Consider the following 15591-nt stretch of genomic DNA (forward strand, 5'->3'; position numbering starts at 1 on the left):
TACTCGGCAAAAATGAGGAGGGGAGACCATGCTGAAACGATTATGGGGATTGGTTAGGTTGGAATGGCAGGTCACGTGGGCGAAGAAAATGATTTTCGTTTACACACTTGGTGTACCGTTGGCTTACTTACTAGTTGCCACCTTCAATCAGTATGGCCATCCCCTGGAAAGATACAGTCTGACCAACCAACTCTTTGGCTACTGGGCCTATATGATCTTGGTCGGTGTCATCAGTGGCTTTCAGTTTAGCCTGATGGGTATCTGGGCTGCAGGTGCTGTGAATGTGGAGGCGCTCACGCGGCAGGAGACTTATCGCGTGCTCCTGAGCAATCTGGTCCTACAGACGGCAATTATTCAGATAGAAATTCTACTCTTCGACGGGGTACTCGCAATCTTGATGCCGATCTCGGCTAGCCTACAACACATGATGGTGGTGGCATGGGGACTGAATTTTCTGCTGATTCCAATTATTGCTGGTTTTACGACGGTTTTCCTGCTCCTGCCAGTGAGAGGGGCCGTGACGAGTCTGATTGCCACAGCTTACATTGGCGTGGGATTGCTGGGGGTCAACGCTGAGTTATTCGGGCAGTCGGCGCTCGCCACAATCGTCATGACTATTGTTGATCCGTGTGCCTATGTGGTGCGTTTCTACCTTTCCTGGCTAAATATTGGCGATCAACGTAGTTCACTCAATGGCCTGTTGCTAGCGATCGTAGCCCTGGGCTATCTGGCGGTGAGTGTTTTTGTCAGTCGGCATCTGCCGCGAGATTCTCAGGCAAAAATTGGTTAACAAAAGACCGAATCGACTGATTCGGTCTTTTGTATCGGGCTTAAGTTGATAGGTATTGCTTAACGTCGACGATGGCGGACGAAGGTGAAAAAGTGCAGGATGCTGGCCAGTAAAACGTAGAAGATGATGACAAAGGTCGCATAGGTCAACCAAAATTTGCCGGCGGCGAAAACGCCAAACCACCAGGCTTGCAAGCCCATGGTAACCAAGGCCATGAGGGCAATCATAAAGAAGAGCTGTATGTAACGTTTCAAGGTATTATCATCCTTTCGTGGTCGGTCGGCGATCTTGGCTCCGAGACGACGGCACTCAGCTAGCTTACTTTCTCGGGGACCATGGGTACCCCAGGTTCCGGTACCGACAAATTCACCGACCTTAATGATTCCGGCTCCAGACATGACGCGATCAATGGTCACGAAGGTCTGATCCGTAATGCCCGTAAAGAAGTTCTCCGTTGAGCTAATAAAACAGGTGGTCATGCTGAGGTAGTGCTTGTCCTTGTACTTCCCAGGTAGGGTGTCACCGGCAGAAGTCATCCGAACCAGCCGAAACCGCATGCAGTCAAAGAACTGTTTCATGACGCCAGGAAGGCCACCCCAATAGGTGGGGGCACAGATGATCCAGAAGTCACTGGCAGCCATTTTGGCTTCGATTTCGTCTAGGGCCGGACAACGTTTTTCCTTGGTGTCCGGGTAAATGTCATAGTCGCGGAGAAAGACCGTCTCGACCGTGGCAGTCTCAGGCAGAGCGGAAGTCACCGCTTGAAGGTACTGAGCAGTGATCCCATCTGAGAGATGACTGCCTAATAAGGCTAAATAACGCAAATCAATCGCCTCGCTTAAAGATTAAGATTCAATCTGTTTTGGGGGATGATATGTAAGTTGTCAGGCCATCCGATCCCCATGGGACGGTCGCAGGTGAGCAAACTCTCACCATATTTAGTATACCGCAAGCTAATTTAATTCCAAAAAATAACCCCTCACTAGCCTTTAATGGCGGGTGAGGGGACAAGCTTACTGTAAGAGTTCAGTTAAAATTGCGAAGAATCGTTGGCGAACCTGCTCGTCTTCGCCAGCCTTGGAGAATTGATAATCGAGTAAGTGGCGGTCAAATTCGTGGAAGAAAACGTCAGCCATGGTTTGATAATCACTGTCATTGGTTTGGTCAATCCGCTTGAAACTACGCCATGTGGAGTAGATCAACTGGGCATCGGGAACCTTTGCCAGTTCTGGAAAATGTTCTCGAATACTCTTGGTCATCCGTACGACTTGCCGTGCTCTTTCCGGGGACATCTGCATCTTTGGGGTCGCGGTTGCACCAGCTGTTGCCTGCGTCATATTGCCATTCCTCCTTGAATAATCTTGTTTCTTGACTACCTCCAGCATACCACTGTTCCCGATATTCGGTAAATTATCTGCGGTGTGATGGGAACGGTTTCACGAAAAACTTTAAAGAAACCTGATAAATGTGGGGAAAAAGCTATGGTATAATGTTTGTTTGATTAGCTCGACAATCGTCGAGTACGGAACTGTTGAATCTACAAATTGAAAGTAGGGTGTCAAATGTCGGCAAGGGATAACACGGAGAGTCAAACCACCAGCGCGCAAGACCAAATGGTTGCGGGATCGGCGTGGATGACTGCGGGAAGTATCTTTTCAAGAATTCTCGGGGCAGTCTATATTATTCCGTGGAACATCTGGTTCGGTGCCTTCTATCTTCAAGGTAACGCGCTATATGGTAAGGGATATAATATCTATAGTTTCTTCCTGATCGCAGCGATCGCGGGGGTACCTTCGGCCATTGCCAAACAGGTCGCCCACTACAACGCTCTCAATGAATATGGGGTCAGTGTCCGGCTCTACAAACGGGGGCTGGAGATTGCCATCGCAACCGGAATTGGGATCGCTGCCCTGATGTACTTCGGGGCACCACTATTTACCGGTGGTGATGAGCATCTGATTCCAGTCTTACATTCCTTATCCTGGGCGATCTTGATTATCCCCACGATGAGTCTTACGCGGGGGTACTTCCAAGGGTTCCAACAGATGGCACCATCCGCAATTTCTCAATTTGTGGAACAGCTGATTCGGGTCATTTACATGTTAATGACAGCTTTTGTCATCATGCGAGTGATGAAGGGCAACTGGGTCACAGCTGTGTCTCAGTCGACCTTTGCGGCCGCAGTCGGAGCCTTAGGTGGTCTACTGATCTTGGGCGTGTACTATTTACGTCGGCGGAGTGAATTTCAGGACTTGGTGGCCAATAGTAATAATGAATTGGTCGTACCAGCTTCTCAACTGTACCGCGAAATCATCGCGCAAGCCGTGCCATTCGTGGTTCTGGGAGCCGGAATTACGATCTTCCAATTGATTGACCAATATACCTTTGCGCCTATCATGCACATGGCGGGAAATTATTCGGCGGAACACCTGAATGACCTCTTCGCCCTGTTCGGCGTTAACGCCAACAAATTAATTATGATTACCATCTCATTAGCTTCGGCCTTGGCAGTGACCGTTGTCCCGCTATTGTCGGAAGCCTATACGCGAGGCAACAAGCGCGAGATTTCTGGTCAATTGACCAATGCCTTTCTGATGTTTGAATTCGTCATGTTACCCAGTGCCTTGGGGATGGCGGCCGTCTCACGGCCATTGAACATTATCTTCTATGGCCCAACCCAAGAAAAATTAGCGTCATCTATTCTGGCCTTCTCGTCTTATCTGTCAATCTTGTTAGGGTTGTACACGGTGGTGGCGGCCCTGATGCAGGGGATCTCACAAAACAAACGGGCGGTGCGTTACTTTGCCGTGGGGACGGTTGTGAAGTTCGTTGTTCAATGGCCACTGGTTTACTTCTTGGGGGCCTTTGGCCCACTGGTGGCGACCGGGATCGGGCTGTTTGTAACCTGTTACCTGATTATTCATTCACTTGATGTGCAATTTGGGATTAACTATGCTCAGATTGCCAAACGCACCAACGGTATCTTGATGGCAGCCTTGGGAACCTTTGCCTTGGCCCGGGCGATTACGTTGATTGGTGGTTTAATGGGCAGTGAAAGCCGAACCATTAATTTTCTAATTACGATCGTGGCTGCGCTTGTTGGTGGTTATTTCTACGTTTACATGGTCTTGAAGAGCCGTCTGGCAGATGATATCCTAGGATCACGAGTTGCCGGGCTACGGCGCCGGCTACACATTCACTAGGGAGGCAATACGATGAGGATTGACCAATACCTAACGGATTTCCATCAAGGAACACGACGTCAGGTCTTTCGACTGTTGCGTCAGGGGCGCGTCACTGTCAATCAAACAGCGATTGATTCGCCATTAACATCGGTCACGGAACAAGATGACGTGCGAGTTGACGGTCGCCCGGTCACGGGGCGACAACCGAGCTATCTGGTTTTCAACAAGCCTGTCGGTGTCCAGTTGAACCTGGACGCGACGGCGCCCCACAGTCTAGGCGGTTTGTTAAATGCCCTAGACCGTGAACAGGCGTTAAAGGTCTTCTCCGATCTGCCGAAAGACGCGACGGGACTGGTGATTGTCAGTGATGATGACCAATTTCTACAAGACGTCGCCAACCAGGACTGGCTGAGCACGTTACGTGTCCGTTTGGCAGGTGTGGTGTCAGAATTACCGGCATTGGATAATGATCTCACGTTTGACCAAGTGGACTTAATGCCCGATAAGATTCATCAAGAGACGATCGTCTTAGCGCGAACCCGCGATTTAGCGGTTGGTGTGCCCACCTTGGCTAACCTCCAGGGGGCTGATGGATTGGTCAGTCGCGTGGCTTTTGGGCCGCTACAGTTACCAGTTGACCTCTCCGTGTCTTCCTATCGCGGCTTGTATCCTGATGAGATTGATAATCTCACCGGACCATTGGTTGATGAGGATGAATTGCTAAAAAACGATTAGAACTTTTTAAAATTTAAATGCAACAAGAGGTAGGCGACACTTGGAATTTATTCCAGTGTTGCCTACCTCTTTTCGTCTAATTCTTCTTAAAAAATACGAGAGGAGGACACCTGTCCTGGTCTCGTATTGGTTGTCAAACTTATTTGGCTTCATGGGCTTTCATAAATCGAGGGATTTCGGTAATAATCTGATGTGGCAACACGACGTATTGGGTCGCAGCCAATTCTTCAGCAATGGCGCTGTGACTGTAAACAGCTGCGAGCACGGCATCGGTGGGATTGGCAAATTGGGCCAGAAAGCCACCGACCATGCCGGCAAGGGTATCACCCATGCCTCCAGTTGCTTGGGCCGGCGTTCCCAGGGGATTCTCATAGACGCCGCTTGGTGTGTAGATCTGGGTGCGATGGGATTTAACAACCACCGTGGCTTTCAGATCGGCCACAGCCGCCTGGTTATTCGCGACTGTTTGCTCGGCAATGGCTAAGCCACTTAATCGTTGCCATTCCATTTGGTGGGGGGTCATCACTAACCGAGCCTCGGGCAAGGTGAGGTGGTGGCTGGCTATCAGTGTGATGGCCGAACCGTCGATCACGACGGTTTGCTTGGCGTGTATGGCACTAAAAGTGGCGTTTAAGGCCATTAAGCTGGCCTCATCGGTCCCAAGGCCGGGTCCGACCACAACGACGTCAGCGGTGCTTACCAGGTCTCTGAGCTGATGGAGATTGCTGAGGTCGGCAAACATGGCCTCGGGTAACCGGGCATGCAGGCTCGACTGATTGCTGGCATCGGTGACCGTGGTGACGAGGCCGGCACCGGAGTAGACGGCTGCGGCACTCGCCATGATGATGGCGCCACCGAAATTGGCATTGCCGCCCACCAGGGTTACGCGGCCATAGGTGCCCTTATGACTTTCTGCCGGTCGTTGACGAATGGTACGGGTTAAAATGCTTGGCGATAACGTTTCCATGTGAAAGCCTCCTGACAGATGTTCTCGCTTTCAGTATAGCATTTTACTAAGGGAAAACGGCTTACAATTGGCAGTGGGTATGCTAGAATTGACGGTAAGTAAAGTTGGACGATGAGGTCCGAATAAATTATAGGGAGGTCCAATCATGGCAATTGATTGGCAACAATTATCTGCAAAGTACCGCGACGCCTACATTGCTGACTTAACCACATTAGTCGGTATTGACAGTGCCCGCGATGATTCTAAAGCGACTGAAGACTATCCATTAGGCCCCGGTCCAGCTAAGGCGTTAAACGCCTTCTTAGGTTTGGCTCAGCGCGATGGTTTTGAGGTTAAGAATCTCGACAATCTGGTCGGGTACGTAGAATACGGTGAAGGTAACGACACCTTGGCTATCTTGGGTCACGCCGATGCGATGCCCGCTGGCAAGGGCTGGCACACCGATCCCTTCACACTGACGGCCAAGGATGGTAACTTGTACGGCCGTGGAACCTCTGATGATAAAGGACCTTCATTAGCTGCTTATTATGGCTTGAAGATGTTAAAGGACGAGGGCATCATGCCTAAGATCAAGATTCGCTTTATCATCGGAACCGACGAAGAGAGCGACTGGACCGGGATGAACCATTACCTCGACCTCGAACCAGCCCCAACGTTGGGCTTCTCACCTGATGCTGAGTTCCCACTGATCAACGGTGAAAAAGGGAATGTGACCTTCGAAAACCATTTTGAAGGTAGCAATTCCGGTGATTTCACCTTGACGGAATTCGACGCTGGCCTTAGAGAAAACATGGTGCCACGGGATGCCGAAGCGACCGTTGAGACGGCTGATAATGAACAACTGGCAACGGATTTCACGGCCTTTCTCGATGAAGCCCCAGTGACCGGGGATGTTAATGTCGATGGTTCCGGAATTCATTTCCACGTGATCGGTAAGGCCGCTCACGGGATGGAGCCTAAGAACGGGATCAACGCCGGAACTTACCTGGCTAGCTTCTTAACCAGCTACGCCTTTGGTGGGGATGCTGCCGACTTTCTGAGCCTGTTGGCTAACGAACTGCATGATGACTCACGCGCCAACAAACTAGGCATTGCCTTCACGGATAAAGTGATGGGTGACCTGACCATGAACGTCGGGATCATGCAATTCACTGCCGGCAAGGGTGGTTTAATCAACACCAACTTCCGTTACCCAACCGGGACCGGTGCCGCTCAGATCTTAGCGGGCTTACAACAGGCCACGGCAACCATGAACGTGACCGTTGAACAGGGTAAAGAAATGGTTCCGCACTATGTGGATCCAGAAGACCCAATCGTGAAGACCTTGATGAATGTTTATCGCGAACAGACCGGTGACAACGACGCCCAACCAGAGGTTGTCGGCGGTGGAACATACGGCCGGTTGATGAAGCGTGGGGTAGCCTTTGGGGCCCTCTTCCCCGGCACACAAGACACCATGCACCAGGCCGATGAATTTCAACCAGAAGCTGATTTGTTGAAGGCCATGGCCATTTACGGGCAAGCCATCTACGAGTTAACGAAGTAGGGAGTCCAGCGGCCCACAAAGGAGTGGTACAGATGACCAAACGTTATGAGCGAATTCTCGTGGGGGTTGACGGTTCCCGTCAATCCAAGCGCACGGTGGAGAAAGCCATCGCCGTCGCAGAACGAAATGATGCTGAATTAATCATCGTCACCATTATGAGTGGGGGCGACTATGTTGGCATTGGTCAAAATACCCAGGTTGGTTTCGGGTATGTTGACCAAGAAGTCATGGACGAGGCTCGTCAGCAGTGGGAACACACCGTTGATGAGTATCGGCAAAAAGCACAAGACGCAGGGGTAAAGCAGGTTGTGACGTCGGTCTTCTATGGCCACGCCAAGGTTGATTTGGCGAAGACGTTGCCTCAGGAATACCAAGCGGATCTGATCATGCTCGGTGCGACCGGGGCCAATGTGGTGGAACGGATGTTAATGGGTTCCACGGCAAGTTACGTCGTGGCTAATGCCAGCTGTGATGTCCTGATTGTTCGGACAGACATGCAAAACCACGCAAAAGCGAAATAAAAATTAAAAAGAGGAGGCTCAGGATCGTTGCGATCCTGAGCCTCCTCTATGTTAGTGGTAAGTTGCGTGATTATAAGCGGTGAATGTCGAGGACGCTTCCCGTCTTGGCATCGGCAATGAACTGATACTGAACGAGTTGGTCATCCTCATAGCGAGTAATGCCGCCATAGTAAACTTGTGTTTTAACGGCAAATTTTTGGAACGGTACGGCGTGTTTTTCAATCCAGCTACCCGCGATTGGCGATTCGTGACGGAATTGGGCCTTGACCTGTTCCAGAATCATATCGGGGTTCAAGCGAAAGCCGCCACCAAAGACGCGTGTGATGAAGATGCCCATTAACCCGCCGATGACTCCGGTGAGACTGAGTTGATACAATTGTCCATTCTTAGCAGTCATCCTACCGCCTCCTTAGCAGTTATTGCTGAGCAATATCATCTGTTTATCTGCCCCTAGTATAGCAATCTTCGTAGGGAAGTTCCCGTAAAAAGGCAAAAATAGTGAAAAATGTTGTGGGCGTGCTATAATGGTGCTTGTGAAAATTTTTAAACTTAAATAAAGGAGTGCTTATTCATGGAACAATTACCTAAAATGTCAGCTGCAGAACTGAAGGACGTCGTTAAAGACGGCAAGACGATGCTATTCTTCTCCGCTACTTGGTGCCCAGACTGTGCATTCATCAAACCAGCAATGCCTGCCATTGAAGCTGAATATCCCGACTTTAAGTTTATTGCGGTCGACAGAGATGAGAACATTGACCTCGCTGCCGAACTGAACGTCTTTGGTATTCCGAGTTTCATTGCCTACTCAAATGGGGATGAAATTGGCCGATTGGTCAACAAGGACCGGAAGACTCAGACTGAAGTAGAAAACTTTATTAATTCGTTAGCGACCAACGCTGACTAAACCGTTGGAAAGGATCCCGACATGTTAATTGCTAGTTACAATCCCCGCGAGTTAGGGGATACTTTAATTGTTATTGTTGCTCAAGATACACCACAACAGGCGCATACCGTTCGTGATGGTGTTGCCAGAATCTATGATCCAGAAACTGAACAAACTTTGGGCTATAACTTCTTAGCCATCTCCAAGGTGTTACCGGCTATTTCAGGTAACGGACAGATTCATCTGACCGAGGCCGACGTGGCGGCGTTAAACGACGCACTCGAGGTCGCTGGTTTCGCCGGCGAGTTGGTGGCGGATACCGATCCTAAGTTTGTGGTTGGCTACGTTAAGACGGCGACGCCACACCCCGATTCTGATCACTTGTTAGTGACCGAAACGGTAGTGGACCACGATCAGACGTTAAAGATCGTGAGTGGATCGCCTAATATGCAGGCCGATATCAAGGTTGTTGTGGCCAAAGTTGGGGCCATGATGCCTAGTGGCTTGATTATTTGGCCCGGTGCCTTGCGGGGTGTCGAGAGTGATGGCATGATTTGTTCCGGACGTGAGTTGAAGTTGGCTAATGCCCCTCAACGCCCGGGTGCCTTGATTTTACCAGACGATTACGTTGTCGGTGAGCCCTTCGATTTTGAACGGGGACAATCAATCTTTAATGCTTAAGAAACATTACGAAAGCGAGTCAGCCCTTGTCGGCGGCCCGCTTTTTTGTGTACAATAGGGGAGATTGGCTTTTAGGCAAAGTGGCACTGCAAGCTAGGGTGCCTGATCAGCGATGGCTACGCGCCGTTGTTGGCCGAAAAGTCACGACTTGTAATGACTAGGAATCTTCGGTTTAACCAATCGAAGTTTAAAGCGGGAATGAGTACGGTAGCCGTCGATTTGACGGCGTCTCCTCCCATGGCAAAGAATTTCGACAAGTGGCAGGCTTGTCAAGGAGGAAGAAACATGGAGCACTATGATGGACCAGCGTTTTTTCGCAAATTTGCGGTAAAACCCTCCGCGGAGGAATTAGAAGATACCACCGATGACCGGGCACAACGCCTGGTGAAGCATCGTCAGGAACGAAATGAACGCCTAAAACTGCGAAAACAGCAGGAACAAGAGCGTGTCGCAGAACGGCAACGAGAGGCCAGAAGTCAGCGTGAGACTGCACAACAGCCCAAACCCAAGAAGACGCCACAACGCCAAGTGACACTCGAGACGGATGAACCCGTCGTAGGTAGTGCCAATCAGAGTTATCGGCCATTTCAAGTCACTCAGGTCCCTAAGCAGCTTCATTGGTCGCGGCCGACACGGCGTTCGCGGCAACGGTATCAACAATTAGTTGCAGGACTCAAAAAGGATGACAGCAGCTTTTTCCTATTTGGGAAAGCGAGTGATTTGCCAGAGACAACATCGGCTACTGAGGTCACGACACAGGCCAGTGCAGCACCGGTGGCGTCAGAAGCGACGGTTTCGGAAACGCCAGCTGCGGTTACATCGAACCAGTCGGCGGATTCGGCGGTCCCAGAAACAGCGGTGGACGCGACACCTGTCTCAACGCCTACTACTGAGAAATATGAAGCCCCAGTTGAGGTTTTCTATCCAACTGAGGATGCAACCTCACAAGACGACGCAGTGACTGAGCCTGATGAGTTGCATGAAGACAACAGCCCAGAGTATCTGCCGGTCGGGACAATTAAGTCGACCGCAACCGCAGCGGATGCGCCTGCTGAAACAACCACACCGGTTGAAGATGCCCAACCGGACAATAGTGAAGACGACCAGGAGCCAGCAACGCCTGAGACGACTGAGCAGCCAGCTAGTGCGGCTGTTCAGGTCACCGATGAAGGCTCAGGGGTTACTGAGGCTGATGACACGCCGGACAGCGTGGCACCCGTAAGCGCAAGTTCAGTTGCCGAAGGTTCTGCAACAGCGGCGACTGATGCCGCCACTCACGAGACGGCGGGCTCGTCAGTAGCTGAGCAACCTGCCGAGGTCAGTCAGCTCTTAGAACGGGCCCAAGCCCCAACAGAGAAGACGGCGACAACAACGCCTGCATCGGCAAAGGCCAAGCCAGCCCGGGGATTAGGTCATTCGTTGGGCGATATCATGCAAGAAGAGGGGAACGATCAGCGTAACCTGGCCCTCTTTGATCGGCCAGCGGCACCTGAAGTAACGACCGAAGCAGAAACACCGAAACGTGGGTACCACTTCCCAGATATCTCACTCCTGCCACAGCCGGTGATTCCGGATGAGGCCGCCTTAGACGAGTGGATTGAGCATCAGGCAGAGGTTCTAGACGCCACATTGAGCGCCTTTCACGTCGATGCTCACGTCACGGATTGGACGGTTGGTCCAACCGTCACGCAATTCCAGATCAGCTTAGCGCTGGGTGTTAAGGTCAATAAGATTACGAATTTAAATGATGACCTGAAGCTCGCATTAGCCGCTAAGGATATCCGGATTGAAGCCCCAATTCCGGGGAAGACCACGGTTGGGATTGAAATTCCTAACCTGAAGTCTCGGCCAGTCATGTTGTCTGAAGTGTTGAATTCGCCAGCCTTTAAGAAGAGTGAGTCACCATTGACGGTTGCACTTGGAGTCGATCTCTTTGGGAAGCCACAAGTCACCGATTTGCGAAGGATGCCACATGGGCTGATCGCCGGAGCCACGGGTTCCGGTAAGAGTGTCTTCATTAACTCCTTGCTGTTGTCCATTTTGTATAAGGCAAATCCACAACAAGTCAAGCTGTTACTGATTGATCCGAAGGCCGTTGAAATGGCACCGTATGACGGGTTGCCACATTTGTTGGCACCTGTCATCTCCGATCCGAAGGCGGCAGCGGCTGCTCTGAAATGGGTGGTTACCGAGATGGATCAACGTTACGAGAAGTTGGCAGCGGCTGGCGTCCGTAATATTGAACAGTTCAATGATCGGGCCGATGCGAATGACGAACCCGGACTCAAGATGCCTTACATCGTGATCATTATCGACGAATTAGCCGATCTGATGATGATGGCGGCCAGTGAAGTTCAAGATTACATTGTTCGAATTACGCAGAAGGCCAGAGCGGCCGGCATTCACTTGTTGGTTGCCACGCAACGACCAAGTGTTGACATTGTGACCGGGACCATCAAGAACAACATCCCCACGCGGATTGCCTTCATGGTCTCTAGTCAGATTGACTCACGGACCATCTTGGATACCGCCGGAGCCGAAAACTTGTTGGGACGCGGGGATATGCTGTACCTTGGCAACGGGGCCAGTCAACCGATGCGTCTGCAAGGGGCCTTTGTGGAATCCGAAGTGGATGCCGTCGCCGACTTCGTTCGGACTCAGGGCCAACCGCACTATGCGTTCGAACCGCAAGGCCTCCTAAAACGGGAGACCGCCGAGGAAAATCAGGATGACTTGTTACCGAAGGTGTTAGAATATGTGGCAGCCGAACAAACGGTTTCCACGTCTAAACTCCAACGGGTCTTCTCGATTGGTTACAATCGCGCAGCCAACCTGATCGATGACTTGGAACGCCATCACTATGTCTCACCACAGCACGGATCCAAGCCGCGTGAAGTTTATTTGAAACCAGAAGACCTGGGGAAAGATTTACCGGAACCCCATGACCAGAATGCACCATTTTCATCATAGAGTGAATACTCCTCACTAACCATTGACCGCGCGGTTCTTTTATGGGGTGGGGGGATATGCTAGAATGGAATTAGAGTCACTTGAACGGTAGGGAATAGTCCAGTGGCCCAACCGCAGAGAGTAGAAAAGAGGATCATTAATGGATAACGCAACGGTGTATTACTTTGTAGGCATTAAAGGATCAGGGATGAGTGCCCTCGCCTTGATTTTACATGATAAGGGCTTTAACGTTGAGGGGTCAGATATCACGCAGTACACGTTCACACAACGTGGCTTGGAAAAGGCGGGCATCAAGGTTCTGCCTTTTGACGAAGCAAACATCCACGAGGGATTGACGGTTATTGCCGGCAATTCGTTCACCGATGATCATCCAGAAATTAAAAAAGCCCGCGAAATGGGTCTGCCGGTTTATCGGTACCACGAATTCCTTGGGCACCTCATCGAAGGCTACACCAGTATTGGGGTTGCCGGTGCGCATGGGAAGACCAGTACGACGGGCCTCTTGTCTCACGTGCTGAGTGGTATCGCCCCAACGTCTTACTTAATTGGGGATGGTTCCGGGAAGGGAACGCCAAACGCGCGGTTCTTCGTTTACGAAGCCGATGAATACCGGCGTCACTTCCTGGCTACCAAGCCAGACTATGCCATCATGACCAACATCGATTTTGATCACCCAGACTATTACACGGGCATTGACGATGTTTACAGTGCCTTTGAAACCTGGGCTAACCAAGTTAAGAAGGGGATCTTTGCCTGGGGTGACGATCCAGAATTACGGAAGTTGAAGACCGACGTCCCTGTCTACTATTACGGGACTAGCGAACGCGATGACTTCCAAGCCGTTAACGTTAAGCGCTCAACGACTGGGTCAACCTTCGATGTGGTTCACGGCGACGAAAACTTAGGAAACTTTGAAATTCATCTGTATGGGGAACACAATGTGTTGAACAGCTTGGCCGTTATTGCCGTGGCTTACTTTGAAAAGGTCGATATGGCCGAAATCAAGCGTGAACTGGCTGACTTCAAGGGGGTTAAGCGTCGGTTCGCCGAACGCAAGGTAGCCGACATGACCATCATCGATGATTATGCCCACCATCCATCTGAAATCAAGGCCACGCTGGATGCAGCTCGCCAGAAGTATCCCGATAAGGAAATTATCGCGGTCTTCCAGCCCCACACCTTCAGCCGGGTGATTGCGTTGATGGATGACTTTGCCAAGAGCCTTAACTTGGCCGACAAGGTCTTCCTGACCAACATCTTCAGTTCTGCTCGTGAAAGCAACGGTTCCGTCTCCAGCAAAGACTTGGCTGCCAAAATTGCCAAGGGTGGCGAGATCCTGACAGTGGACAACATGTCCCCATTATTGGATTTCCACGACGCTGTGGTCGTCTTCATGGGTGCCGGTGACGTTCAGAAGTACGAACGTGCTTATGAAGAATTATTAAGTCATTTATCTTTGAAGAACAACTAAATTTATATCAAGAGTACCCGCTAGCCGTTTTGGTTGGCGGGTATTTTAGTCTCTTATTCCGAAAACAACTCCCGATGATAATTTCCCTATAAATTCCCTTATGGGACGGGCGTCCTGATCTGCCGCGGGTCAGGCCTCTTTGACCGTATTCGACAGATCCATCGTTGGCTAGTAATTGACCGGCAGCTATGGTATTACTGGATGACAAATCGGTGTGGGGACACCGCTATAAAGGGGTTAATATTGATGACAACAGCGAAACATGGCTGGTGGTATGACCAGCTCTTTACGAATTGGAAAAAGTTTGAAGTGGGGTACGTGAGTGTGCTCTTGCTACTCCAATTGGCCGTCTATCTGGTCGTGCCTGACAGCATTATTGGCATGATTTCCGGCGTGGGTGGTGTACTTTGCCTGGTTTACGGGATGAAGGGCCGCAAGATTTCATTTATCTTTGGGCTGATCCAGTGTTTGGCGATGACTTATGTCGCCTGGATCAGTCATGCCTATGGGTCCTTTGCCATGGATATCATTTACGTCATCTCCCAACCTATTGGCTGGGTAATGTGGGGTCACGATGAGGCGACACGCGGCTTTAGTCCACAGGTGCGCCGCTGGATTTTTCTAGGCGCCTTTGTGGCCTGGGGCATCGGCTGGGTCGTCTTGGCCGCTTTAAATGGGCAGTTACCTTACTTTGATTCCATTAACTTCGTGGTGAGCTTGATCGCGCAAGTTCTTTATATCTTGAAGTTTAAGGAAAACTGGTCATTATGGATCGTGGTCAATGTGGCCAACGTGATCTACTGGAGCATCTTGACGGGGCAACTCCTGATGGGTTCATCGACCGTGGGTAGCCTGGGAGCCAACCTATCTCAAGTGGCGCTACAGGTCGCCTTACTCTTTAATGCGGTTTATGCCAACCGGGTCTGGGCGCGTGGTGAGGCCGATAACGAAGGTGGAGCTGGTCAGGCATAAGGCGAGTATGCGGGGATTGGCTTGGCAACAGAATACTTGTAATTCATTATAGATTTGATAAAATGGTCCTTAATCAACCGGAGCACTTAACTATCATGGTGATAGCTAAGCCGGGAATTGACTTGAAAGAAGGAGCGTTTGAATGAACAATTATGAACAGCAGCCCCGTCAGACGATTAACACCGAGGTCGGTCTGAATGGTTTTATGACCAAGATGTTCGGTTGGATGGGTCTCGCCGTACTGGTTTCAGCGGCAACTGCGTTTGCCATGAACATGTACAGCGTCTCCATTGCCAACATGCGTGGCGGGAGCCTCTTTATTCCGTTGATCGTCTGGATTATCCTGCCATTCGTGATTAGTGGTCAATCCATGAAACGGCCAACCGTGGCCTTCGTTGGTCTCATGGTGTACGCCGCAGTGACCGGTGCCGTGATCTCGATGTATAGCATTGTCTACTCGGGTGAAACCATGGCCGCTGCGTTTGTTTCCAGTGCCGCTGTCTTCCTTTCGATGGCCGCTATGGGTGCCATGACCAAGCGTGACTTAACCAAAGTTGGGACGCAAGCCTCGGCCGCTCTCATTGGGTTAATTGTCGCGATGGTGGTGAACTTGTTCCTGAGAAGCCAACTCATCGCCTTTATCTTCTCGTTCGTCGCTGTGATTGTCTTTGCGGCACTGACCGCTTGGGATACACAACGGATGAAGAAGATGTACTTGCAGTACGGGGACCAGGTTTCTGTGAACGGATTAGCCGTTAACGGGGCCTTGCAACTGTACCTCGACTTTGTGAACTTGTTCTTACAATTTTTACAAATCTTTGGGATGTTTGGTGGCAGTCGCGACTAAACAGAACCAACTACGAACGAAGT

Annotated in this window: 15 protein-coding genes; 11 read left to right on the plus strand and 4 right to left on the minus strand. The window is 50.7% G+C overall.

Annotated elements, in window-relative coordinates; translation table 11 throughout:
* Positions 1–28 precede the first annotated feature (28 nt).
* On the plus strand, positions 29–790 hold the full coding sequence (locus OCU14_RS07095; protein ID WP_261810414.1) for a hypothetical protein: 762 nt from the start codon (positions 29–31) through the stop codon (positions 788–790).
* A gap of 59 nt (positions 791–849) precedes the next feature.
* On the opposite strand, the gene OCU14_RS07100 is transcribed toward OCU14_RS07095, so the two are convergent.
* Together OCU14_RS07100 and OCU14_RS07105 are read right to left on the minus strand one after the other, a co-directional pair.
* Positions 850–1614, minus strand: a complete 765-nt coding sequence (locus OCU14_RS07100; RefSeq protein ID WP_261810415.1) for a flavodoxin family protein — start codon at positions 1612–1614, stop codon at positions 850–852.
* A 189-nt stretch (positions 1615–1803) separates the two neighbouring features.
* Positions 1804–2127, minus strand: coding sequence for a hypothetical protein (locus OCU14_RS07105; protein ID WP_057877999.1), 324 nt, complete (start codon positions 2125–2127; stop codon positions 1804–1806).
* Between the two features lie 225 nt (positions 2128–2352).
* Here OCU14_RS07105 and OCU14_RS07110 point away from each other — a divergent pair, with 225 nt between their 5' ends.
* Positions 2353–3993, plus strand: coding sequence for a putative polysaccharide biosynthesis protein (locus OCU14_RS07110; RefSeq protein ID WP_261810416.1), 1641 nt, complete (start codon positions 2353–2355; stop codon positions 3991–3993).
* A 12-nt stretch (positions 3994–4005) separates the two neighbouring features.
* Positions 4006–4710: a S4 domain-containing protein gene (locus OCU14_RS07115; protein WP_261810417.1), complete on the plus strand. Its 705-nt coding sequence runs from the start codon at positions 4006–4008 to the stop codon at positions 4708–4710.
* Positions 4711–4849: 139 nt separating this feature from the next.
* On the opposite strand, the gene OCU14_RS07120 is transcribed toward OCU14_RS07115, so the two are convergent.
* Positions 4850–5677 carry an NAD(P)H-hydrate dehydratase gene (locus OCU14_RS07120; protein WP_261810418.1) on the minus strand — a complete coding sequence of 276 codons (828 nt, stop codon included), beginning with the start codon at positions 5675–5677 and terminating at the stop codon, positions 4850–4852.
* 145 nt (positions 5678–5822) lie between these two features.
* Here OCU14_RS07120 and pepV point away from each other — a divergent pair, with 145 nt between their 5' ends.
* Both pepV and OCU14_RS07130 read left to right on the plus strand, forming a co-directional pair.
* A complete protein-coding gene (pepV, locus tag OCU14_RS07125) occupies positions 5823–7223 on the plus strand; it encodes a dipeptidase PepV (protein ID WP_261810419.1) in 1401 nt (466 codons plus the stop codon).
* A 32-nt stretch (positions 7224–7255) separates the two neighbouring features.
* Positions 7256–7744, plus strand: coding sequence for a universal stress protein (locus OCU14_RS07130; RefSeq protein WP_261810420.1), 489 nt, complete (start codon positions 7256–7258; stop codon positions 7742–7744).
* A gap of 70 nt (positions 7745–7814) precedes the next feature.
* Here OCU14_RS07130 and OCU14_RS07135 read toward each other — a convergent pair whose 3' ends face one another.
* Positions 7815–8081, minus strand: coding sequence for a PepSY domain-containing protein (locus OCU14_RS07135; RefSeq protein WP_261810452.1), 267 nt, complete (start codon positions 8079–8081; stop codon positions 7815–7817).
* A 234-nt stretch (positions 8082–8315) separates the two neighbouring features.
* On the opposite strand from OCU14_RS07135, the gene OCU14_RS07140 reads away from it, so the two are divergent.
* The 6 genes from OCU14_RS07140 (at position 8316) to OCU14_RS07165 (ending at position 15568) form a co-directional block, all read left to right on the plus strand.
* Positions 8316–8648 carry a thioredoxin family protein gene (locus tag OCU14_RS07140; protein ID WP_261810421.1) on the plus strand — a complete coding sequence of 111 codons (333 nt, stop codon included), beginning with the start codon at positions 8316–8318 and terminating at the stop codon, positions 8646–8648.
* Between the two features lie 21 nt (positions 8649–8669).
* Positions 8670–9308 (plus strand): YtpR family tRNA-binding protein, encoded by a 639-nt coding sequence (ytpR, locus tag OCU14_RS07145; RefSeq protein ID WP_261810422.1) that lies wholly within the window; start codon positions 8670–8672, stop codon positions 9306–9308.
* Between the two features lie 285 nt (positions 9309–9593).
* Complete coding sequence (locus OCU14_RS07150) at positions 9594–12278, plus strand: DNA translocase FtsK (protein WP_261810423.1); 2685 nt, start codon at positions 9594–9596, stop codon at positions 12276–12278.
* A 139-nt stretch (positions 12279–12417) separates the two neighbouring features.
* Complete coding sequence (murC, locus tag OCU14_RS07155) at positions 12418–13749, plus strand: UDP-N-acetylmuramate--L-alanine ligase (protein WP_261810424.1); 1332 nt, start codon at positions 12418–12420, stop codon at positions 13747–13749.
* Positions 13750–13995: 246 nt separating this feature from the next.
* Positions 13996–14721 carry a nicotinamide riboside transporter PnuC gene (gene pnuC / locus OCU14_RS07160; protein ID WP_261810425.1) on the plus strand — a complete coding sequence of 242 codons (726 nt, stop codon included), beginning with the start codon at positions 13996–13998 and terminating at the stop codon, positions 14719–14721.
* Between the two features lie 142 nt (positions 14722–14863).
* The gene (locus OCU14_RS07165) at positions 14864–15568 is read left to right on the plus strand and encodes a Bax inhibitor-1/YccA family protein (protein WP_261810426.1); all 705 of its coding nucleotides are present in this window, start codon (positions 14864–14866) and stop codon (positions 15566–15568) included.
* The last annotated feature ends 23 nt before the right edge of the window (positions 15569–15591 follow it).

The sequence above is a fragment of the Levilactobacillus humaensis genome, from assembly GCF_024345185.1.
Lineage (GTDB): Bacteria > Bacillota > Bacilli > Lactobacillales > Lactobacillaceae > Levilactobacillus > Levilactobacillus humaensis.